General features: G+C 70.9%; 22 protein-coding genes, 1 tRNA gene, 1 pseudogene and 1 riboswitch. Of the genes and pseudogenes, 12 read left to right on the plus strand and 12 right to left on the minus strand.

Translation table 11 applies throughout. The features are described 5' to 3' along the window. Positions 1-127 precede the first annotated feature (127 nt). The gene (locus AB4Y83_RS21810; protein ID WP_442298160.1) at positions 128-1,312 is read right to left on the minus strand and encodes a hypothetical protein; all 1,185 of its coding nucleotides are present in this window, start codon (positions 1,310-1,312) and stop codon (positions 128-130) included. 3 nt (positions 1,313-1,315) lie between these two features. Between AB4Y83_RS21810 and AB4Y83_RS21815 the strand changes: the two genes are divergently transcribed. From AB4Y83_RS21815 to AB4Y83_RS21835, 5 genes are all read left to right on the plus strand, one after another. Further along, on the plus strand, positions 1,316-1,654 hold the full coding sequence (locus tag AB4Y83_RS21815) for a hypothetical protein (RefSeq protein ID WP_442298161.1): 339 nt from the start codon (positions 1,316-1,318) through the stop codon (positions 1,652-1,654). A 78-nt stretch (positions 1,655-1,732) separates the two neighbouring features. Then, positions 1,733-2,986 carry an MFS transporter gene (locus AB4Y83_RS21820; RefSeq protein WP_442298162.1) on the plus strand — a complete coding sequence of 418 codons (1,254 nt, stop codon included), beginning with the start codon at positions 1,733-1,735 and terminating at the stop codon, positions 2,984-2,986. Between the two features lie 29 nt (positions 2,987-3,015). Further along, complete coding sequence (locus AB4Y83_RS21825) at positions 3,016-3,711, plus strand: iron dependent repressor, metal binding and dimerization domain protein (RefSeq protein WP_442276265.1); 696 nt, start codon at positions 3,016-3,018, stop codon at positions 3,709-3,711. A gap of 207 nt (positions 3,712-3,918) precedes the next feature. Then, a riboswitch (cyclic di-AMP (ydaO/yuaA leader) is annotated at positions 3,919-4,094 on the plus strand. Positions 4,095-4,096: 2 nt separating this feature from the next. After that, positions 4,097-4,873, plus strand: coding sequence for a C40 family peptidase (locus tag AB4Y83_RS21830; protein ID WP_442276266.1), 777 nt, complete (start codon positions 4,097-4,099; stop codon positions 4,871-4,873). 95 nt (positions 4,874-4,968) lie between these two features. Beyond that, a complete protein-coding gene (locus AB4Y83_RS21835; protein WP_442276267.1) occupies positions 4,969-5,652 on the plus strand; it encodes a DsbA family oxidoreductase in 684 nt (227 codons plus the stop codon). A gap of 61 nt (positions 5,653-5,713) precedes the next feature. Here the strand turns inward: AB4Y83_RS21835 and AB4Y83_RS21840 are convergent, their stop codons facing one another. After that, on the minus strand, positions 5,714-6,325 hold the full coding sequence (locus AB4Y83_RS21840; RefSeq protein WP_442276268.1) for a hypothetical protein: 612 nt from the start codon (positions 6,323-6,325) through the stop codon (positions 5,714-5,716). A gap of 329 nt (positions 6,326-6,654) precedes the next feature. Between AB4Y83_RS21840 and AB4Y83_RS21845 the strand changes: the two genes are divergently transcribed. Further along, the gene (locus AB4Y83_RS21845) at positions 6,655-8,451 is read left to right on the plus strand and encodes a sigma-70 family RNA polymerase sigma factor (RefSeq protein ID WP_442298163.1); all 1,797 of its coding nucleotides are present in this window, start codon (positions 6,655-6,657) and stop codon (positions 8,449-8,451) included. On the opposite strand, the gene AB4Y83_RS21850 is transcribed toward AB4Y83_RS21845, so the two are convergent. After that, positions 8,436-8,903, minus strand: coding sequence for an STAS domain-containing protein (locus tag AB4Y83_RS21850; RefSeq protein ID WP_442276270.1), 468 nt, complete (start codon positions 8,901-8,903; stop codon positions 8,436-8,438). The two genes, AB4Y83_RS21845 and AB4Y83_RS21850, sit on opposite strands and share 16 nt — an antisense overlap. Then, complete coding sequence (locus AB4Y83_RS21855) at positions 8,900-11,107, minus strand: MASE1 domain-containing protein (protein WP_442298164.1); 2,208 nt, start codon at positions 11,105-11,107, stop codon at positions 8,900-8,902. The genes AB4Y83_RS21850 and AB4Y83_RS21855 overlap by 4 nt, the downstream gene beginning before the upstream one ends. 184 nt (positions 11,108-11,291) lie before the next feature. Here AB4Y83_RS21855 and AB4Y83_RS21860 point away from each other — a divergent pair, with 184 nt between their 5' ends. Next, positions 11,292-11,591, plus strand: coding sequence for a thioredoxin family protein (locus AB4Y83_RS21860; protein ID WP_442276272.1), 300 nt, complete (start codon positions 11,292-11,294; stop codon positions 11,589-11,591). Between the two features lie 89 nt (positions 11,592-11,680). On the opposite strand, the gene AB4Y83_RS21865 is transcribed toward AB4Y83_RS21860, so the two are convergent. Continuing rightward, positions 11,681-11,756 (minus strand) — tRNA-Arg (locus AB4Y83_RS21865). A gap of 1,062 nt (positions 11,757-12,818) precedes the next feature. Between AB4Y83_RS21865 and AB4Y83_RS21870 the strand changes: the two genes are divergently transcribed. Beyond that, a complete protein-coding gene (locus AB4Y83_RS21870) occupies positions 12,819-13,280 on the plus strand; it encodes a molybdopterin-dependent oxidoreductase (protein WP_442298172.1) in 462 nt (153 codons plus the stop codon). Between the two features lie 128 nt (positions 13,281-13,408). Here AB4Y83_RS21870 and AB4Y83_RS21875 read toward each other — a convergent pair whose 3' ends face one another. Next, positions 13,409-14,353 (minus strand): cold-shock protein, encoded by a 945-nt coding sequence (locus AB4Y83_RS21875; protein WP_442276274.1) that lies wholly within the window; start codon positions 14,351-14,353, stop codon positions 13,409-13,411. Between the two features lie 844 nt (positions 14,354-15,197). On the opposite strand from AB4Y83_RS21875, the gene AB4Y83_RS21880 reads away from it, so the two are divergent. Both AB4Y83_RS21880 and AB4Y83_RS21885 read left to right on the plus strand, forming a co-directional pair. Then, positions 15,198-15,800, plus strand: a complete 603-nt coding sequence (locus tag AB4Y83_RS21880; protein WP_442298173.1) for a DUF1349 domain-containing protein — start codon at positions 15,198-15,200, stop codon at positions 15,798-15,800. Between the two features lie 98 nt (positions 15,801-15,898). Further along, complete coding sequence (locus AB4Y83_RS21885; RefSeq protein WP_442298165.1) at positions 15,899-16,132, plus strand: hypothetical protein; 234 nt, start codon at positions 15,899-15,901, stop codon at positions 16,130-16,132. Positions 16,133-16,328: 196 nt separating this feature from the next. Here AB4Y83_RS21885 and AB4Y83_RS21890 read toward each other — a convergent pair whose 3' ends face one another. The 4 genes from AB4Y83_RS21890 to AB4Y83_RS21905 all read right to left on the minus strand — a co-directional run bounded on the left by AB4Y83_RS21890 (position 16,329) and on the right by AB4Y83_RS21905 (position 18,221). Continuing rightward, a complete protein-coding gene (locus AB4Y83_RS21890) occupies positions 16,329-16,586 on the minus strand; it encodes a Txe/YoeB family addiction module toxin (RefSeq protein ID WP_442273742.1) in 258 nt (85 codons plus the stop codon). After that, entirely contained in the window at positions 16,583-16,828 is a 246-nt protein-coding gene (locus AB4Y83_RS21895; protein ID WP_442298166.1) for a type II toxin-antitoxin system Phd/YefM family antitoxin, read from the minus strand. Before AB4Y83_RS21895 ends, AB4Y83_RS21890 begins: the two co-directional genes overlap by 4 nt. Positions 16,829-16,918: 90 nt before the next feature. Further along, positions 16,919-17,905, minus strand: a complete 987-nt coding sequence (locus AB4Y83_RS21900) for a tyrosine-type recombinase/integrase (RefSeq protein ID WP_442298167.1) — start codon at positions 17,903-17,905, stop codon at positions 16,919-16,921. 34 nt (positions 17,906-17,939) lie between these two features. Next, positions 17,940-18,221: a hypothetical protein gene (locus AB4Y83_RS21905; protein WP_442298168.1), complete on the minus strand. Its 282-nt coding sequence runs from the start codon at positions 18,219-18,221 to the stop codon at positions 17,940-17,942. A 590-nt stretch (positions 18,222-18,811) separates the two neighbouring features. Between AB4Y83_RS21905 and AB4Y83_RS21910 the strand changes: the two genes are divergently transcribed. Continuing rightward, positions 18,812-19,306 carry a SigE family RNA polymerase sigma factor gene (locus AB4Y83_RS21910; RefSeq protein ID WP_442298169.1) on the plus strand — a complete coding sequence of 165 codons (495 nt, stop codon included), beginning with the start codon at positions 18,812-18,814 and terminating at the stop codon, positions 19,304-19,306. Beyond that, complete coding sequence (locus tag AB4Y83_RS21915; RefSeq protein WP_442298170.1) at positions 19,296-20,075, plus strand: hypothetical protein; 780 nt, start codon at positions 19,296-19,298, stop codon at positions 20,073-20,075. The genes AB4Y83_RS21910 and AB4Y83_RS21915 overlap by 11 nt, the downstream gene beginning before the upstream one ends. 98 nt (positions 20,076-20,173) lie before the next feature. On the opposite strand, the gene AB4Y83_RS21920 is transcribed toward AB4Y83_RS21915, so the two are convergent. Together AB4Y83_RS21920 and AB4Y83_RS21925 are read right to left on the minus strand one after the other, a co-directional pair. Continuing rightward, positions 20,174-20,347, minus strand: a complete 174-nt coding sequence (locus AB4Y83_RS21920; protein ID WP_442298171.1) for a hypothetical protein — start codon at positions 20,345-20,347, stop codon at positions 20,174-20,176. Between the two features lie 318 nt (positions 20,348-20,665). Continuing rightward, positions 20,666-20,842: pseudogene (locus AB4Y83_RS21925) on the minus strand (IS256 family transposase); the annotation flags it as partial. Positions 20,843-20,960: the final 118 nt, after the last annotated feature.

Genomic DNA, 20,960 nt, shown 5'->3' on the forward strand with positions numbered 1-20,960 from the left:
GACCAGCGCCACGACGACCATCGGGCCCCGACCAGCGCCACGACGACCATCGGGCCCCAGGCCGCGTCCGGCGGTGCCGTGGCGTCCATCGGCCGGGCCGCGGCCAGTCCCACAGACACGGGCAGCGTCATGGCCCCACCTCGGCGTCCGGGGCGACCGCCGCGGTGGCCTCGGGCCTCAGCTCCGCGCCCCGTGACCCGCCGCCCGCCGGAGGGAGCGGCGTCGGCGGTGTGGGGGTCGGCGGGGTCGGCCCGGTCCCCGAGCCGGAGCCGTCACGGCGGTCGGCCGAGCGGGAGGGCGAGGACAGGCTGCGGGCGCCCACGAGCAGGGCGAGCAGCACGGGCAGCTCGAGGTAGGCGTGATAGCTCGCCAGGGCGGCATACAACGTCTTGCCCTGGGCGAAGTCGAGACCGAAGAGGACGGCGAAGAGTGCGGCGGCGACGAAGCCGACGGCCCACAGCCGCGGACCGGTCACCCACGGCACGCGGGCCTCGAAGGCCGCCGAGGCGTCCGGAGCGACGCGGGGGAGCAGCGCCACCCACACGACGTAGTGCATCGTCTGCATGAAGGCGAAGACGGTGAGGAAGCGCATCCCGAGCACCGTCGCCGCGGCGCTCGGCGGGGCGCTCGCGGCGAGGATGGTCTGGCCGTCGCCGACGACGCTGCGCACGATGCCGGGGTCGGCGCTGAGCCACCCGTCGAGGAACCCGAGCAGGACCACCGCCGGGATGGCGACGACCCACAGCAGCTGCACTGCCCGGAACGCCTGCCGCCCGCGACGCGAGGTGATCCGGCGCGACCACTCCCAGAGGAAGAAGAGCGGCACGACGTTGTGCAGGTGGGTCAGCACGACGAAGTGGTACGTCGGGAAGGTCAACGAGACGGCAGCCGCGGCACCGATGAGGACCCAGGCGGCGACCCGCCGCCGGCCGTCGAGCCCGTGACGGGCGGCAGCCGCGAGGATGACGTAGCCGAGCACGATCTCGGCGAGCAACGCGGGCCGCCCGACCACACCGGCGAGGAGCCGGCAGACCACGATGCCGGTGACGAGTGCGGCGAGCAGCTCGAGGAAGGGCCGCCCGAGGAGGCTGGCGAAGCGGCCCGCGACGTAGCGGATCTCGAGGAGGTTGTGCAGGATGCCGAAGAGGATGAGGCCGATGACCGCGGTCGCGATCGGCGCCCCGACGGCGATCGCGAGCGAGAAGCAGACTGCCACCAGCACGAGGAGCGTGATGGTGCTCGAACGATGCACCGCGACGGCCGGGTCGGGCGCGTCGGTCACGGAGCCGCCCGCTCGGGGCTGCGCGGTCACGAGGTGAGCCCCGCTGCGCTGCAGGCCCTGGCGCTGACGCTGGCCGTCGAGGTGCCCGTGCTCGTGTCGTTCGCGCGCGCAGCGGGCTGGGCCGGGTGGGGCCGCGCGCTCGTCGGCGCGGTCGGCGTCAACATCGTGACCCACCCCGTGCTGTATGCCGTGTCGACGGGCTTCGGGTCACCGTGGCAGCTCGTGGGGGCGGAGGTCGCCGTCGCCGCCGGGGAGACGGCGCTCCTCGTCGCGGGGTGGCGGGTGCAGGCGCGCGAGGACGCGATGACGGTGGCGCTGGCGGTCGTCGCCGCCAACGCCGCCTCCACCGCCATCGGTCTGCTCGTCCTCTGAGTCCTGGCCACGGGCCAATGCTTTCGTCGGCTGGTCGGCCCGGCCACCCGAGTAACCCGATCGTTAGGGTCCTGTGGCGTGACCGAGATTCAGGGGGACGGCGCGGAGGGACGCAGCGGCAGCCTGCGCGCCATCGCGCTGTCGGCCTACGGGCCCACTCTCCTGGGCTCGACGGGCGCGGGCGCGGTGTCCCCGATCATCGCGGTGTCGGCACGTGAGCTCGGCGCCTCGGTCGGCGTCGCGGCGCTGCTCGTCGCGATGCTGGGCGTGGGCCAGCTGCTCGGCGACCTGCCGTCCGGTGCCCTCGCGGCCCGCATCGGTGAGCGCCGGGCGCTGCTCGTCGCGGCCGTGATCGAGGCCATGGGCATGCTCGTCGCGGCTCTGGCCGGCGGTCTCGTCATGCTCTTCGTCGGGGTGCTCGTCATCGGGCTCGCCGGCTCGCTCTTCGGCCTGGCCCGGCAGGCCTACCTCACCGAGGCGGTTCCGGTGGCGATGCGGGCACGGGCCCTGTCGACGTTGGGTGGCGTGCACCGCATCGGCTACTTCGTCGGCCCCTTCATCGGATCGCTCGTCATCGCCAGGTGGGGGACCGAGGCGGCGTATGCCGTCGGCGGCGTCGCGAGCATCGCCGCGTTCGTCCTCGTCCTGCTCGCGCCGGACATCACCGGCTCGGCGCATCGGATCGGGGGCGGCGGACCGCCGCGCAGCGTGGCGTCCGTGCTCCTCCAGCACCGGCACGTCCTCCTGACGCTCGGCACCGGTGCCATGTGCGTGGCCGGGGCGCGCGCCATCCGCGAGGCCCTCGTGCCGCTGTGGGCCGAGTCGGTCGGCTTCTCCCCGGCGCAGACGTCGCTCGTCTTCGGGGTCGCCGGGGCGCTCGACATGGCCCTCTTCTACCCCTCGGGCTGGCTCATGGACCGCCACGGCCGGGTCGCGGCCGCCGTGCCCAGCATGCTCGTGCTCGGCCTCGGCATGATGCTGCTCCCGCTCGCCACGAGCCTCGTCGCCGTGACGGCCGCGGCGACCGTGCTCGGTCTCGGCAACGGCCTCGGGGCGGGGCTCATCATGACCCTCGGCGCCGACGCCTCGCCCGCGGACGGACGGGCGCAGTTCCTCGGCGGTTGGCGGCTCTGCGCGGACGTGGGAAGGGCAGCGGGCCCGCTGGCGTTGTCAGGGCTGAGCGCCATCATGTCGCTCGGCGCCTCCTCCGTCGTGCTCGGCGTGGGTGCCGTGGTCGGGGCGGGCTGGCTGCGCATCTGGGTGCCACGGCACGACCCGACCCGACGCGCGAGGACCGGGCCGACGCCCGGGCCACTCACGGGCGGTCCCTGACCGCTCTCCGATTCTGAGAAGGTATGACCGTGACGGACCTGATCGACACCACCGAGATGTACCTGCGCACCATCTTCGAGCTCGAGGAGGAGGGCATCGTGCCCCTCCGCGCGCGCATCGCCGAGCGTCTCGGCCACTCGGGCCCCACCGTGTCGCAGACCGTCGCCCGCATGGAGCGCGACGGGCTCGTCGCGGTCTCGGGCGACCGTCACCTCGAGCTGTCCGACCACGGCCGGCTGCTCGCGACCCGCGTCATGCGCAAGCACCGCCTCGCCGAGCGGCTGCTCGTCGACGTCATCGGCCTCGAGTGGGAGTACGCCCACGACGAGGCCTGCCGCTGGGAGCACGTCATGTCCGAGAAGGTCGAGCGCAAGATCCTCGGCCTCATCGGCGAGGGGCTCGAGTCGCCCTACGGCAACCCCATCCCCGGTCTCGAGGAGCTCGGGGTGCGCCAGGACGAGGACTTCCTCACCGGCCTAAGCACCCTGACCGCCGCCGTGGGGGTCGCGCCGACGGTGGTGACGATCCGTCGCATCGGTGAGCCCGTCCAGGTCGACCCGGAGGCGCTCGCGCTGCTGACGAGTGCCGGCGTCGTGCCCGGCGCCCGCGTCGAAGTCGTCCGTGACGGCGGCCGGGTCGTCGCCGTCCGCGAGGGCAGCGAGCCGTCCACGGGCGTCTCCCTGCCCGACGACGTGGCCGTCCACGTCTTCTGCCAGGCCGCCTGAACACGCCGTATCCGGCAGGGTTTGCCCCGGTTTGCCGGGTCGTTTTGGCAGGCCTTGCCACACCTCGTCCGGCCCCTTCCGGAGGTCGCTGAAATTTCTTTGACTTCCGGGAACTCGAAGGTGACAAGGCACTCCTACTTGGGTACGGTGGGCGAACTTGCTCTCCCCGTCGAGTGAGTGCCCCGGGTCGGACCGCCTAGTCCTGCCATCGACCTGAGGCTCAGTACGAACCGCATGGCAGGAGCGGGGGAACCACTTTCTCCGGGCGTCGAGAGACGCCCTCGGGGTGAAGCCCTCCGTGGACCGAGACCGGTCCGAGCGAAGGCCGGGCAGTACCTCCAGCCCGAACCCGACAGCTCACCTCGTAGGCGTCGAGAGGTCAAACGTGGCTCAGAACGTTCCCGGGCGCCACCGCGCCCCCGGTCGCTTCAACGCGATCTCGGAGCTCAAGACGATCGCCAAGGAGTCGGCCCAGCCCGCCGTGAAGGGTGCCGCCATCGTCGCGGCCTCGGGTGGTCTCGTCGCTTCGTTCGCCGGCACCGCGAACGCCGCTGACGGCTCCGCCAGCACGGTCGCCGGTCCCGCGGCCGTCGGCCCCGCCGTCGGCACGCTCAAGGCCGGCAACGCCCTGTCGGCGATCGGCTACGCCAAGCCCGCCCTCAAGCAGGCCTCGGTCAAGCCGGTCGTCATCGAGGACGTCCAGGTCAAGTCCGAGCGCGCCGCGAAGAAGGCCGCCGAGAAGGCCGCCGCCGAGCGTGAGGTGACCCAGCAGCGCGCGTCGCGCTCCGGCTCGACCACCCGGGTCGCCCTCAACGTCGCGCCCAACCCCAGCGCCACCGGCATCATCGGCATCGCCCAGTCGTACTTCGGCGTTCCCTACGTCTACGGCGGCACGACGCCCTCCGGCTTCGACTGCTCCGGCTTCACGTCCTACGTCTACCGCCAGGCCGGCATCTCGATCCCGCGCACCGCGTCCGCGCAGGCCGCGGCCTCGACCCCGGTCAGCAACCCGCGCCCCGGCGACCTCGTCTTCTTCGGCTCGCCGATCTACCACGTGGGCATCTACGTCAGCCCGGGCCGCATGATCGACGCCCAGCGTCCCGGCACCGTCATCGGCAACCACTCCATCTGGACGACGCCGTCGATGTACGGCCGCATCTGAGCGGTCACCTCTCACGCCACACGCTGCGCCCCCACCGGATCCGGTGGGGGCGCAGCGCTTTCCGGCCCTGTCGGCCACCGTGGTTGACTGAGTCGATGACCGATCAGCCTGCTGCCGAGTCCACGACCATGATCGAGCTCGACCTCTGGAGCGACCTGGTCTGCCCTTACTCGTGGGTCGCCAAGCGCCGTGTCGAGGCTGCCGTCGCCGCCTTCGAGCGGCCGCACGACGTCACGGTGCGCCTGCGCTCCTTCGAGCTCGACCCGGACGTCCCGGTCGGTGGCTCCGTGCCCGTCAGCGACCACCTCTCGGTGCGCCACGGCGGCGACGCGGGCGCTGGCCGGCTCATGAACGCCAAGGCCAGCGAGGTGGCCGAGGCCGACGACCTCGTCTTCGACTGGGACCGCGCGGTGCGCGCCAACACCTTCGACGCGCACCGGCTCTGCGCCCTCGCCGGCGAGATGGGAGGCCCCGCGCTGCGCTCCGCGGCGGTCGAGCGCTTCCACTCCGCGCACTTCGGCGAGGGCCTCGCCATCGACGACCGTGAGGTCCTGCAGCGCCTCGCCGGCGAGTGCGGTCTCGACGAGCGGCGGGTGTCGGCCGTGCTCGCCTCCGACGAGTACGCCGAGCAGGTGCGTGAGGACGAGCAGCAGGCGCGCTCCATGGGCGTGATGTCGACGCCGTTCGTCGTCGCCAACGGGTATGCCGCCGTGACCGGAGCGCACCCGGTCGAGGACTACCTCGCGCTGCTGCGCGGGGTGGCCACGCAGACCCTCTGAGCGCGGACTCGCAGGCAGGGTGCCCGGCCCGACGGGCCGGGCGGACGGCATACGCCCTCGGTCAGGAGGGCTGGTCCGCGGCCGGGCGGCCGAAGGAGACCGCGTCGTCCACGGCGGGTGGGGCGTCGGCGCGCAGCTGGTGGTCGGGGAGCGGGCCGAGGGCGTCGTTGACGGTCGAGAAGGCCCGGCGCAGCGCGACGAAGACCGTGATCGCGAAGATCTGCCGGTCGTCGAAGCCGGCGGCGCGCAAGGGCTCGAGGTCGGCAGGGGTGGTGGCGTTCGGGGTGCTCGCCACGGTCCGGGCCCAGGTCGCCAGGGCGGCGTCGGCGGCGTCGAGGGGCTCGTCGTCTCCGCGGAGCACGGCGCCTGCGACCTCCTCGCCGGCAGCGGTGGCGAGGCGGCCACCCCACGCGAGCGCGCAGTAGGAGTCGCCGATGGTCGAGGCGGTCGCGGCGATGAGGATGCCGCGCTGCCGGAAGCTCAGGCCGGCGACGGAGACCATGTCGGCCAGGAGCGCGAAGAGCGTGTCGTGGGCCGCTGGCGACTGCGCCCAGACGCGGCTGAGGTTCATGACGTAGCCGTGGTCGGTGACGTCGCTCGCGAAGTAGGCCTCGAGCTCCGGTGTCAGAGCCGGTTCGCTGAGGAAGCCGTGGCTCGGGTCGGTCGCCGTCATGTGCTGCTCCTGGGGTGACGGGTCGTGGAGTCTCTATGGTCGCACGCAGGTCCGGGTCGGATCCGGCTCTTGGGCAAGCCCGCCCGGGCGTCGGTAGGTGTGTCGCAAACGCACGCAAATCACCCGGCACGCCGCCAACCCTGTACATCCGAGGGCATGTCGCGCCATGATTCGGTCCCTCGCGCGTCTCCAGGGGAAGGATGCGTGAGGTGCGTTGCTGACGCGCCGACAGGCCGGGGACGGGACCCGGCGCCCGGTCACGCACCCTGCTGGAGCTTGGGTCGAGACAGCCGACGAGACGTCGGGGTACGGGTGGGGGACAGAAGAACGTGGAGCGGGCGCACGACGAGCACGGCGGCGAGTCCGTGGCTGGGGCGGACGAGGGCGTACGCGTCGACGGACCCGAGAGCGACGCGGCGCTCGTCGACCGGGTTCGGGCGGGCGACGCCGCCGCCTACTCCGTGCTGTGGTCGCGGCACGAGCCCGCGGCCCGACGGCTCGCCTCCCGGGTCGCGTCGCCGAGCGACGTCGACGACCTCGTCAGCGAGAGCTTCACCCGCACCCTCGATGCCCTCCGTGGTGGGGGCGGGCCCGACACCGCCTTCCGGCCCTACCTGTTCAGCACGCTGCGCCGGGCCAACATCGACGTGGCGCGGCGCTACACGAACCGGGTCGTGCTGACCGACGACGAGACGACCGTCGACACCCGCGCGGCTGCCTCGGCGGAGGACGAGGCCGTCGACGCCGAGGAGCGCGACGCCGTCTGGGCGGCCTGGCGTTCGCTGCCCGACGAGTCCCGGTCGCTGCTCTGGCGTCTGGTCGTGCACGAGGAGAAGCCGCACCAGATCGCTCCCGGGCTGGGCACGACGCCGAACGGCGTCGCGAGCCGGAGCAAGCGGGCGCGAGAGCGGCTGCGCCAGACCTTCCTCTCCGAGCTCGTCGCGAACGCCGGCGACGCGGACTGCCGGGCGGTGCGACGCCAGCTCGGTGGCTACGTGCGCGACTCCCTCCCGGTCAAGGCTCGCGAGCGCGTCGACGAGCACCTCGACAGCTGCGCCCGGTGCCGGGCTGCGGTGCTCGACGTCGTCGACGTCGACGAGGCGATCCGGCTGCGCGTCGCGCCGGTGCTCCTGCCAGGGGCGTTCGCGGTGGCGTCGGGGCTCGGTGCCGCCGACGCGGTGGGCGACGACGCGGTGGGCGACGGCACGGTCGTCGCCGGTGCAGCGGGCGCGGGCGCGGTCGCAGCGACGGGCGGCGCCACGATCCCGGTCGCCGTGGGCGTGGCCTCGCTCATGGACGGGGCCGACGACCTGTCAGAGTTCGCCGCCGACGTCAGCGGAGGTGGGCCCGGAGGTGGCTCGGGCGGGGTCAACGGTCGCGTGCTGTCGGTGCCGGGTCGCTCGGCGGCCGCGGTGCTGGCTGCGGCTGCACTCGTCGTCGCGACCGCCCTCTTCCTGCTCCAACTCCAGCCGACCGGACGCGTCTCGGCCGACGCGCCGGTGGGCCGGGACTCGTCGGCCGGACCGGTGGACGGGACGGAGTCGCCCTACCCGGCCGAGACGACGAGCTCGTCGGTGCCGACGTCGACCGCGCCGCGACCCGTGATGGGGGTCGCGACGGCCGAGGGCGTCTCTCGTTTCCGGTCGTCGGGCGGCCGGAGCGGGAGCGCCGACCGGCAGTCGAGGCCGCCGTCGCGCCCCGCGCCGAACTCCACCGGCACGAGCGCCACCTCGTCGAGCCGCCCGAGCCCGAGCCCGAGCCCGAGCCCGACGACGACGCCGACGCCGACGAGCAGCCGGCCGACCCCGACGACCAATGTCGCGCCGCCTCCCGCTCCGGTCGGCACGGTGACGAGCCTGACGTTCACGCCGAGCGACCGCGGCTACCTCGCACACCTGACGGCGCCGGCCGGCTGGCTCCTCACCTCGGTGCGCGACGTGCACGGCGCCCGGGTCGTCGAGCACGTGAGCCAGCCGACCGCGCAGTTCGACGGGCGGCTGCGCGCCGGGGAGCTCGTCGTCGAGGTCACCCGCGTGCAGCCCCGTCTCTCGGGGGACCTCGTGGCCCGCTTCACCGACCGCGCCGGAGCGACGCTGCCCGGGTCGGGCAGCTACCCGTTGCGCTGATCGCCCTCGGGCTCGGCCAGGTCAGGGTCCCCGGGCTCGGGCACGTCTGTGGTGGGTGGGGGCTGGGAGGGGGCGGGCGCGCCGTCGGGCGGGAGGGCGGCATACGCCATCTGGCCGGGGAGGTCGGGGACACTCTCGTCGACGGGGATCACCTGGCTCAGCCGGGTCAGCTCGACGACGGCGCGGATGGGCGAGGCGTGGGGGACGACGAGCCGGAGATCCTGTCGGCGGTCCCGCAGTCGCTGGGAGAGGCGGAAGAACGCGGCGATGCCACCGCTGTCGAGGTAGGTCGTGCCGCTGAGGTCGACGACGACGAGCGTGACGTCGTCGGGGACCGCGTGTCCGAGGGCGTCGGTGAGCTCGCGCGCGTTGGACAGGTCGAGCTCGCCGGTGATGCGGACGAGCTGGGTGGTGCCGGCGCGGCGCGTGTCGACGCGGGCGAGGTCGCTCATGCCTCGACCGTCACGTGGACGCGACGGCGCAGGCGGACGTCGGTGCCACCGGGGGTGTGCTCGACGTCGACGTCGTCCATGAGGGCATCCATGAGCTGGAGTCCCCAGCCGCCGCCGCGGTCGGCGGCTGGGCGCCAGTGGCCGTGGTCGCGGATGCGCACCTCGAGGGCGCCGCCGTCGAGCCGGGCCTCGACGACGAGCTCGCCGGCCGACCCCTGCCCGCTGTAGGCGTGCTGGACGACGTTGGCGCAGGCCTCCCCGCAGGCGACGAGGACCTCGTTGACGTCGGCCTCGGAGACGGAGGCCTCCTTGAGCCAGCGGCGCAGGGCGCTGCGGACCTGCACGAGGTTGCGGGCCTCGGCGGGCAGCCGGACGTCGAGCTCGCCGTCGACCGACGGCAGGGGGCGCATGGCGAGGATCGCGACGTCGTCCTCGATGTGCTCCTCGTCGAGGAAGGTGTCGAGAAGTCGCTCGCAGAGGGCCTCGATGTCGTCGTCGGGGACGGCGGAGGCCTCGCGGTCGAGCCGGTCGAGGCCGGCGGTGAGGGAGACACCGCGCCGCTCGACGAGCCCGTCGGTGTAGAGCAGGAGGGTTGCCCCCGGTGGCAGGACCTGGGTGGCCTCGGTGAACGAGCCGTCGACGGTGACGCCGACGGGAGGGGAGAGGGCGCCCTGGAGGTAGGTGCCCTGACCGCCCGCGAAAGCGAGTGCAGGTGGGTGGCCCGCGTTGGTCCAGCGGATGCGGCGCGTGGCCGGGTCGAAGACGAGATAGATGAGGGTGACCATCTCGGGGACCGGGAGCTGGGCGACGAGCTGGTGGACGCCGCGCATGACGGCGGGCGGCGAGGGGTCCTGAAGGGCGTACGCGCGCAGGGCCATCCGGACCTGGACCATCGTCGCGGCGGCGGTGAGGCCGTGGCCCGCGACGTCGCCGATCGCGAGCCCGAGGAGGCCGCCGGGGAGCTGGACGACGTCGTACCAGTCGCCGCCGACCTGCACGTCGGCCGTCGCGGGCACGTAGCGCGCGGCGAGGGCGACCCCGGGCACGTCGGGGAGACGGTCGGGCAGGAGGCTGCGCTGCAGGGTCTCGGCGATCTGGTGCTCGCGCTGCGCCCGGGCCTCGTGGCTCAGCAGCTCCTGGGCCTCGGAGCGCTCTTGGATCTCCTGGACGAGCCGGGCGTTGGCTGCCGACAGCTGGGCGGTGCGCTGCTCGACCCGTCGCTCGAGCTCGGATGCGGCCTTCTCGAGGGCGGCGGCGGTCTGCATGCGCTCGCTGACGAGGGCGGCGAGGAAGAAGGAGGTGAGCGCGACGCAGGCGTTGAAGGCCTGGAGCGTCACCATCTGCTCGAGCAGCGTCTTGCCCTCGAAGGGACCGCGCTGCCGGGCGGCGGCCGCCGTGGCGAGGAGGGTGGCGATGAGCGCAGCAGGGGCGGCTCCCCGCAGCTGGAGGCGCCAGGCGGCCCAGCCCAGCAGCGGGAGGGTGAGGAAGAAGATGTGCAGCCCCGTGGTCACGGCGGTAGCCACGACGAGGGTCGCGACGACGAGGATCATCACGGCCTCGAGCCACAGCCGGAGCGGCCAGCGGCGCTGCTCCCAGAAGAGCGGCAGGCACAGCAGGAACGGCGCGACGGCGAGGACGCCCATCGCGTCACCGGTCCACCACACCGCCCACGCGGCCGGCAGCTGGGCAGTCGTGATAGAGCCCGAGGCGAGGAGGGTCGCCGCGCCGATCGTCGCGCTGACGAGCATGCTGGCGAGGGCGCCGAGGAAGACGATTGCGAGGGCGTCGCGCTGGCGGTCGAGCTGGCGGCGGAAGCCCACCCGCTGGAGGAGGGTGACCGCGACGACGGGTGCGAGGGTGTTGCCGACGGCCGTGACCGCCGCGGCCAGCGGGTTGGCGCTGATCGGCAGGTTGACCGCAAGGGCCGCGACGGCGACGGCCGGCCAGTAGGACCGCCCGAAGACGATGAGCGCAGCGACGGCGACACCAGTCGGCGGCCAGAACGGGGTCACGTCGTTGCCGACGAGCGAGAGGCTCAGGCCGAGGCGGGCGCCGAGGTAGTAGGCGATGGCGATGGCGGCCAGGCGGACGAGGCGTCTCGTCCGGGTGGTGGCGGTGGAGATGTCCGGTGTGTCCTTGCCGTCCGAATCCCGGGTGACGCGGGAGGGCAGGGGAGCAGGGCCCGAGGTCTCCACCGCCMCCACGCCTGTCGTCATCGTCGGGAGCAGTCCAGCCGCCCACGCCCCGCCATGGCAGTGACTCTAGGAGCACCGAGTGTGGTGTGACGAGCGTTTCGTCCACCCAGTTGGGAGCCGTTGATGCTCGGCTGGGAGGTGACCGAGTCGCGCCAGTGCGCGGGGCTGTCCACGAGGAGCGCATGATGGGCTGGTGGACGTGCGGCTGCTCTACTTCGACGGGTGCCCGAACTGGGTGGTGGCCGAGGAGAGGCTCCGCTCGGCTCTGGCCGAAGTGGACCACGGGGACGAGCCGATTCTGCGAGTGCGGGTCGAGACCACCGAGCACGCCGAGCGACTCGACTTCATCGGCTCGCCCACGATCCTCATCGACGGCACGGACCCGTTCGCCTCGGGGACCGAGCAGCCGGCCCTGGCCTGTCGCGTGTTCACGACGCCGGACGGGCGGGACGGTTCGCCGACCGTGGCGCAGCTGGTCGAGGTGCTGTCGTGAGGGTGACTCGTGGATCGGGGGATGTACGGGCACCCGGTTCGCTCGATGGCGAAGTCTGGTCGATGGCCGCTCGGGTGCGAATTTCGTTGTGGTGCCCCCGGCAGGATTCGAACCTGCGACACCCGCTTTAGGAGAGCGGTGCTCTATCCCCTGAGCTACGAGGGCGGGGCATGGCTGAAACCCTCGCTGGGAACCTCGCTGCAAGGGTCGCTGTAACCCTGGCTGTCGCGAGGCCCTGTCGGGCCGACCAACGGGGACAGGCTACTGGACCCGCGCGGCGGTCCCGCGCAGGGCTGCCACCGGCACCATGACACGCACCATCAGTGGCATGACCGCGAGCCGCCGCGGACCGCTACGCTGCCCCACGCGCCCATGAGGGCTGAATGTTGAGCAGGGGTCACCTGTGGGGCTCATCGGTTCCGTCATGCTCATGCTTGCAGTCGCGGGCCTCGGGATCGTCGCCGGCTACTACTTTCTGACAGCGCGAGCTTGTTCGTCGGCCTCAGCTGATTCTCTGTGGCGCAGTTGCCGGGGGTACTTCCGTTCAAGGAGAAACGCGGATCTCTGCCGCCAAATCTGCGAAGAATGCCCAACCGGACCATCCGCCTGAGGACAGCACGCGCGTGCCGGCGCCATTCCGGGAGTCCGCGGCACACTTGACGGATGGTCGTACCGTCCCGGCCAAGCCGGCAGACCAACCTCGCCCTGCTTCTGCTGCTGGCGGGAGCCTTCGTGACCGGCTGGTTGGCGTTCGGGATCGAGGGTTCGCCGCAGTCCAGGACCGTGAGCGTGGTGCACGGCATCCTGGGCCTGGGGATCCTGGTGCTTGCCCCGTGGAAGAGCGTGATCGTGCGACGTGGCCTCCGTCGTCGGCGTCGGCACACTGTCGCGGTCGCCTTGGCGGGGGTCGTCACTGTCAGCCTGGCTGCCGGGGTGGTGCATGCCACGCTCGGTCCCCTCGAGGTCGGCGGCGTCCGTGTGCTCGCCGTGCACATCGCCTCCGCCGTCGCGGTCGCGCCGCTCGTGCTGCTCCACGTGGCGCGTCGAGCGCAGCGACCGCGCCAGACCGATATGTCCCGGCGAACCGCGTTGAGAGCCATGGTGGTCGGTGGCGCCGCGGCACTGGCCTACGGCGCGACGGAGTCCGTCACGTCGGTCGCAGGTCTCCCAGGTCGACATCGTCGAGCGACCGGGTCCTACGAGGTGGGGTCTGGCGTCCCCTCCACCATGCCGGTCACGCAGTGGTTCACCGACGACGTGGCCCGTATCGACCTGGACACGTRCGCACTGCAGGTCAGCCGACTCGGAGAGCCGACGATTGCACTTTCACACGGCGAGCTCTTGGCGATGAGTAGCACGACGCAGGTGGCGGTCCTGGACTGCACGGGCGGCTGGTGGGCCGAGCAGACTTGGCGCGGCGTGCGTCTCGACACCCTGCTCGGCACCCCGGACCGGGGATCAATCGCCGTCCGCTCGGCGACCGGCTACACGAGACGCTTCCCACCCGAGGACACGTCCGTGCTGCTGCTGGCCACCCACGTGGGCGGCGCACTGCTCTCGTCCGGCCACGGCGCGCCAGTCCGGTTGGTCGCACCCGGACGCAGGGGTTTCTGGTGGGTCAAGTGGGTCGACCACGTCAGCGTCGAACCGCAACCCTGGTGGTCGCAGCCACCGTTTCCCCTCCAGTAGGCGCAGGGGCTGACTCGTTTCGAGGGCGGGGTCCTGAATCGACCGACCCTCGAGGCCGCCGCGCCACGTCGGCCGCGCCGCTCACCCTCGCGCTGACGAGCCGCGTACGACCCGGACCGCCGTCCCGCTCACACCCGTTCGACGCGGTCGGCCTGTGGTCCTCGATCGCTCTGTCGCACCTGGTACCGGACCCGATCGCCCTGGTGCAGCGCCTCGGCGTCTCTGAGGACAGACACGTGCACGAACAGGTCCGGGCCTCCCGCGTCGGGGGCGATGAAGCCGAACCCCCGCTCCGCGTCGTAGCGTGCCACCACTCCCTCGCCGCCTCGCGCCGGCACGTCGGATGCCTCCAGGTGTCGCGACCGAGGGCGGGCCGTCGATGCCGCGGGTGCGCCCCGCGGTGTCGAGCTGCGTGCGAGGCGCACGTCGCGAGCCTGCGGGCCCCTCTCGCTCACGACGATGTCGTACGTCACCCGGTCACCCTCGCCCAGGTCGGGGAGGCCGTCGGCCAGCGCCCGGACGTGGACGAAGACATCGGAGCCGCCCGACTCGGGTGTGATGAACCCGAAGCCCTTGTCCGCGTCGTACCAGGACACGGTGCCGTCCGCCCCGTCGGATGCCACGGCCTGCTGGGCGGCCTCGGCACCCAAGGGCAGCAGATGGTCAGCCTGCGGTCCCTTCTCCCCGTCGACAACGAGGAACGCCACCCGCTGCCCCTCCGAGACCACGCCGCCCGCCACGATGGCCGAACTGTGCACGAAGATCTCGGCACCACCGCCATCGGGCGTGATGAACCCGTACCCCTTGGCAGGCTCGTACCAGGCGACGGTGCCGAGCACGCCCAGCGGTGTATCGGCGGCCTGGTCGGCCGTGACCCGGACGCGGCGTGCCTGCGGGCCGCGGTCCCCCTCGCCGATCTCGAACTCGACCACCTGCCCCTCCCGGAGCAGCTTCATCGCGTCGTCGCTGATGATCTCGGACGCATGCACGTACAGGTCCTCTGCGTCCTGCCCGAGGGCGATGAAGCCAAACCCCCGGTCGGCATCGAACCAGCGGACGGTTCCCTCGGTCACGGCTGACTCCTTGTCGAAGCTACGGTCGGTGTTCCCCTAGTGTCCCCCGACGGGACCGCGACAAGCGCCCGGCGCCCGGCGCCCGGCGGTGCTCGCAGTGCCGTGGCAGGTGCCCGACGGCGACATGCACGGCACCCGGCGACGCGCCGACAGCGGCCCGACCGGACGTAGGCAGACCGTCGCCGCCATACACCTTGGAATGCCGAAACCAGTACTGCACAGGCGCGGTCAGGTGGATGATCGAGTATGCGCTTGAGGAACTTCCCGTGCTGGGTCATGGGCCACATGTACCTCCACAAGCCCGGAGACAAGGACTTGCTCGTCTGCCAGCGCTGTGGCCATCAGGAACTGATGGCGACCCGGCAGATGCGACAAGGAGGCGCTCCGCTGGGCCCTCGCTCTTGGAAGGAATGACGGACAGAAGGGTCGAGTTCGCGAGTCGTCGGCCTTCACGTGCGTGGTCCGCGTAGCGATCTCTTGTGTTGTGAACAAACATGCGACAAGCGGCAAAGTCGGCCGTCCTGACCTCAGAGCGGCATGCTCGGATGTTCGGTCCCCTCGGCCTGGCCGCTGCGCCGCGATCGGCTATCGACGGGGATGCTGCGGGGCCATGGTCGTGCGCCCGACAGGAATCCGTCGGGGCGTGAGCGGACACGAATTCTCAACGCCCCAGGGGCGTGCGCAGGCGCCCCGAGGTTGTCCTGGTKGAGCAGGGCCACGACGATGGTTGCGACCAGGCTGAGGGCGACCGCCTAGGGCTGCCTGCCGCCAGAGTGCCAAACTCATCGCGCGGTTGGACGTCCATGGCAACCGCGCGAACCCGCAGTCGTGGAAGAGTGATTCCGTGACCGACCGAGGACCGGCTGACGGGTGGCGTACGGGTTGGCGTCACCTTGATTGGCTGAACCCACCCCCGCGGGTCTCCCGCGACCATGACGACCTGCTGGTCACAGCGGCGGAGGGCAGCGACCTGTGGCGAACCACCTCCTACGGGTTCATCCACGACACAGGCCACGCCGTGCTCACGGACTTCCCCGACGGGACGGCCGCTGAGGTCACGTTCATCGCTGACTTCTCGGCCCAGTTCGATCAGGCGGGCCTGCTGATCCGTGCCGACGCGGAGCAGTGGATCAAGGCCGGTGTCGAGTTGGCCGACGGCGTCCTGCAGCTAGGAGCCGTCGTCACGCGGGGTGTCTCGGACTGGTCGGTCGCCGCCGTGCCGGAGTGGTCGGGCCACGCCGTCGTCGTACGGGCAAGTCGCAACGGCGACGCACTCACCGTCCGGGCCCGAAGCGGCGACGAAACCTGGCGGCTCGTGCGCGTAGCACCCTTGCCGCCCGGGCCATTACGCGTGGGACTTCTGTGCTGCGCGCCCACGCGCTCGGGCCTTGTCGTGCGCTTCACCGACCTGCGGCTCGTCGAGGCGGACCAGTCTCTCCACCCCTGAGCAGACCGAAGCGTGGGGGACGAGCGCGCACATCCGCACGATCGCGGGGAGCGGCATTTCCGGATGTTCGACAGTCTGCCGTCGCCTAACCTCTGGGCATGAAGGATCTCGGCGTCGTGACGCTCGGCCTGGACGAACCTGTGGTGACCACCAAGCCAGTCGCGGAGGGTGACGAGCGGGTCGGCCTAGTCATCCACCAGCACTCTGGCGTATGGCAGTTCATCGGTCCGACCGGTGGCGCAGACGAGAACGCTGAGGTGCTGCATTTCTCCCACCTACTGCAGCTCGACGCCGCGCTGTCACAGGTGCGTCGTCTACCACCCGCGGAGTGATGACGCGTATGCCCTTGGGTGGGCCACTCAGCACTTCAAAACCGACGACGAGATGGACGCGTACTTCGACGACTGAATCAGGTCGGCGCCTGGCAAGCATGGATGGTGACAGCGTGCGCCGTTGCCGGGACCGCACCATCAGCGGCGAAGTCGGACGAGCGTAGTCGTCCTCAGCGCGGCAGGAGCGGATGACTCCTCAGTCGTAGTGGAAGCGGGCCTGAAGGACGACCAGGTCGTCGCCGTCGATGAGGTAAACGAGCCGGTGCTCTTCAGTGATCCGACGTGACCAAGCGCCGGCCAGCATGTGCCGCAGCGGCTCGGGCTTACCGATGCCAGCCACCGGGTCGCGAAGTGCGTCATCGATGAGCCGGTTGATCCGTTTGAGCATCTGCCGGTCAGCAGCAAGCCAGTACGTGTAGTCCGCCCATCCGTTCGGTGTGAAGACCAGCCTCATCGCGCCAGGTCGTGCTCGTCCCGCTGCCCGGACCGTGCCTGCTGCAGGCTCTCAAGCAGGTGTCGGGCATTGGCTGGGACCCGCAACAGATGAGCTGTCTCCTCGAGCGCGTCGTWGTCTGCGCGGGACATCAGCACCGCATCGCCGCGGCGGGAGGTTATCTCGATCGGTGTGCGGTCCTCGTTGACCTGCTCGATCAGCGGAAACAAGTTCTTCCGGGCCTCGCTTGCAGTGACAGCCATGACATCTCCTACTGGTACAGGTTCTTGTACCAGTGTGTCACGATCGGCGTCCGCCGACAAACGTCCGCCATTCTCGTGACGGCGCTGGGTTTAGGTGCCTGAGGCCATGGAGGCGGCGAGGATGTAGTTGGGGTGGCGGTCGAGGTTCTTCCGGGCCCGGTCGTAACGCATGGTCGTGCGCGGGTCGGCGTGCCGGGCGGCGATCTGGACGTCGCGCAGGTCAACGCCGGCGTCGAGCATGGTCGTGACGAACGTGTGGCGCAGCATGTGTGGGTGCATCCGAGCGACGTGCACGCCGCCGACTTCGGCGAGGTGGTGCAGGCGTCGAGTGGCACAGTGTCGGTCCATCCGGGTGCCGCGGCCGGTTCGCAGGATCGGTCCCGAGGTGCGGGCGTCGACGGCGCGGTCGATGGCGCGGGCTACTGCCGGTGGCAGGGGAGTCAGGACTACCTTGCCGCTTTTGCCGGTCACGCGTAGGACGCGGTGGCCGTGTTCTTCGCCAAGGTCGGAGATGTCGGCGCCGCAGGCTTCGAAGATCCGCAGCCCGAGCAGGCCGAGCATCGCGACGAGGGCGAAGTCGTTGACGTTGGTGGAGGTGCGGGCGGTGGCGAGCATCGCTTCGAACTGCAGGTGGGTCAGTCCGAGGGTGGGTGACTCGGCGGGCACGTTCGGGCGCCGAACGTGCTCGGCCGGTGACTGCGCCAGGACGGCGTCGATGACGCAGGTCCGGTAGAACCCGGCGACGACCGCGACGCGGCGGCTCACGGTCGAAGGCTTGTAGCGGCGGGTCTCCTGCATCCACCGGATGTAGAGCTCGATGTGCGGTCGTTGCGCGGTCAGCGGGTCCAGGCCGTGTCCGCGGCACCAGGTCAGGAATGCGCGCAGGTCGGACTCGGTGTGAACCCGGGACTGTCCTTTGAACCGGGCCAGGTAGGCGGCGACCGCGCGTCTGAGCGTGTCCGATTCTGGAGGCAGAGGGATCGGGACCAAGACGTTCTCGTAGGTAGTCATCTTTTCAGGGTGAACGGAGTCGGCCGACCCACGAAAGCGCCGCCATAATCCCGCCGCAGCGCGCAACCTGCAGGACGGCACGATCGGGGGACTCGAACGGTCACCGTCGGCGGCCGGTTCCGCGCTCCCACCACTGACTCGGTGCCCGCTCCCGAATGTCTTGTGCCAGCCACTCGACATCCACGCCATTGCAGAACTTCCACAGCTCCTTGGCGGCACGTGAGTACTGGAACAACGCTTGGTCCGCCTCGAACGCATCCAGCTCACCGGCGCGGAACCGGTCGATCTCGAGCCCGACCCGCTCCACGAGCTGGGCCAGCTGCGCCTCGTGGAAGGCACTCACGGTCGCCGCGGCCGCACGACGCTCAGCACTCGGGGACATGAATCTCAGGCTAATCCGGGGACCGATGTCATGTGTCTGTCACTGCCGCCCCTAACCGCGACCGCGTCGACGGCTGGCCCGCATGCGGCCATGTCGGACGTCACTCGTAGCCAGTCGCTGCGGCGACAAGCTCGCGAAAAGTCTCCAGCTGGCCAGCTCCTGGCTAGCCCCATCACGATCGACAACGCGGGCGTGGCTCGCCGCGGCGAGGCCGTCGAGGAATCCCTCGAGTGTGCCGTTCTCCCAGTCATCGCTGCCACCTGCGCAGATCTGCCGCGGCTGACTCGACAAAGCCGACGAAGTCGTTGCGGTCCTTCACGTTGGAGAAATCAGCCGTAGTAGATCGCCCGGTTTCATATGTCACCCCGGAAAGGTGGCACGGATCCGCCCAAGGCATCGAAGTCGAAGAGGCCGGACGCGAGCACTGCGGCAGATGAGTGAATCGCTGGGCGGTGTCTTGTCCTCGGAACCCGTGGCGTGCACCGTCCGCAAGTTGGAGCTACCTAACGTAGGGGACTCAACCTTCTGTTGCTCTGCGCCGTTGAGTATGTAGAGGGACGAGGTCATGATCGATCGTCGAAGGGGACACGGTGGGCAGGGCTGACGACGAGGAGTTCGCCGACTTCGTGCAGGTCTCGTCCGCGCGCCTGTTACGCACCGCCTGGTTGCTGTGCGGGAACCCCGTCCACGCCGAGGAGCTCGTTCAGGCGGCGTTAGAGCGGGTCTACCTCAAGTGGGGCCGGATCCGGGACGGGGAGCCGCTGGCCTACACACGCCGAGTCGTGGTGAACCTGCACGCTGACTCCCTCCGGCGCGCCCGCCGTGAGCAGCTGACCGACGCGGTGCCAGAACACGCCGCACCCGCTGTTACCGGCCCGGAGGAGGGCGACTACCTGCAGCATCTGCTGCGCCAGTTGCCGCTTCGTGAACGCCAAGTGGTGGTGCTGAGGCACTACGTCGGAGAGTCCGAGGCTCAGGCGGCTTTCACGCTCGGGGTGAGCGTTGGCACGGTGAAGTCGTCGGCCTCGCGAGGTTTGGCACGGCTGCGCGCCCTACACGCACAGGAGGGTTCCCATGTTCGATGACGTCCTCGACCTGCTCGAGCGCGCGCCCGAGCCGGTGATGCGCGTCGACCCGAGCCGCATCATCTCCGCGGGAAACCGCACCGGACGCCGCCGGCGCCGGCTCACTCTGATGGTGAGCGCGGCCGCCGCGATCGGCATCGCCGGCTCCTCCATCATCACCGGCTGGGGGCCGGCTAGACAGGACATGACCCCGGCGAGCCCTGCGAGGGGGACCGCACCGACCACCTTGACCTCTCCGACCACCTTGACATCCCCGACCACCCCGACCACGCCCTCGGACGTCGCGGAGACCGGGGCGGAGCAAACCTGGGGCCCGGTGCACGTAATGTCACAGCAGCGCAACCGTCAAGGACAGCGCCCCGCGCTGTACCTGACGCCCGACCGAATGTTCTGCATCGGCACAGTCGACGCCGAGGGCGCCGTGACGCCGTCGGTATGCCGCCAAATCAAGGCGCCACCCCCGGACGACTTCGGTACCGGGTACGCGTGGAGCATGGACGGCGACCTACCCACCGGCGCAGCCGCCAACGAGTTCGCCGCCGGCACCGTTGCCCGCGACATCACCAAGGTCGTGGTTCGGACCGAACGCGGCGACGTCACCGCCCACCTCACCCGCGCCCCGGACCCGGAACTGGGACAGTTCTACTGGGTCGAAACAGGCGTGCCGGTCCTCACCTCAGACAAGCACTTGAAGGACCGTTCCCGGGTCGCGTACCGCGGCACCAAGGTGGCCTTCTCCTGCGGCTACTACGAGTGCGTGGGTAAGTGACCGCCACGTCGGGGACCGGAACCATTCCGCAAAGATCCGCCGCCAATCCTCGAAGCAGAGCTCACCCGCAGCGGCAGAGAGGATGTTGTTGGCCGGCATCAGGCGTGGCAGATCGTGTCCGGGCGCGCCTCGAAGTTGACTCCGGTCTGAGTGACGATGGCTGAGATCTCGGGCCGGCCCGAGAGAGCGACGATCCACGTCTGCACCGGGGCGTCCGGATAGCCGATGGGCGCCTTGGTCTGGGTAGCGTGCGACCAGTCGGTCCCCTCCATGTGGCGGAGCATCTCCCTGATGGCTACCTCTGCTGAGGCCCCACGCCCCGGCTTGGAGATCGCCCACCCCGGTGAGATTCCTGGCGGGCAGGCCAGATCCGACAGCGTGATTGGGCTCCAGTGGCGCCCATCGTCGGAGACGGTGACCGTCTGCGCCGGCCATTCATGGGCTGGCGTCGAACAGGAGACCTGGACCAGGCCTGGGGGTATCGGCCTTATCCATTCTGTGGCCAGTCGAGGGGCGGGGTTCCCCTCGCCTCCTCCGTCCCAGGTCAAGTCCCGCGTGGTGGTGTAGCGCTGCGTGATTCTTGATGGTGGTCAGGCGGTGAGGGCGGGCAGGTCATTGGCTCCCATCTCGGGTTCGGTGTCGGGGACGACTGTCATGCGGGAGCGGGCCAGGACGTCCAGGCCGAGGTAGCGGCGCCCTTCGGCCCATTCGTCGGTCTGTTCGGCCAGGACGGCGCCGACGAGGCGGACGATGGCTTCGCGGTTGGGGCGCCGCTCTCGTCAAGCGGCGTCGGAGTTTGCCTTTGGCAGCGGTGGCTTTTGGGCTTGCAGGTCGCGGATCATGGCTCGGTACACGACGGCAGCGAGGTGGCGTTTCAGGCACCGT

The sequence above is a fragment of the Terrabacter sp. RAF57 genome (genome assembly GCF_052113925.1).
In the GTDB taxonomy this organism is placed as follows: Bacteria; Actinomycetota; Actinomycetes; order Actinomycetales; family Dermatophilaceae; genus Terrabacter.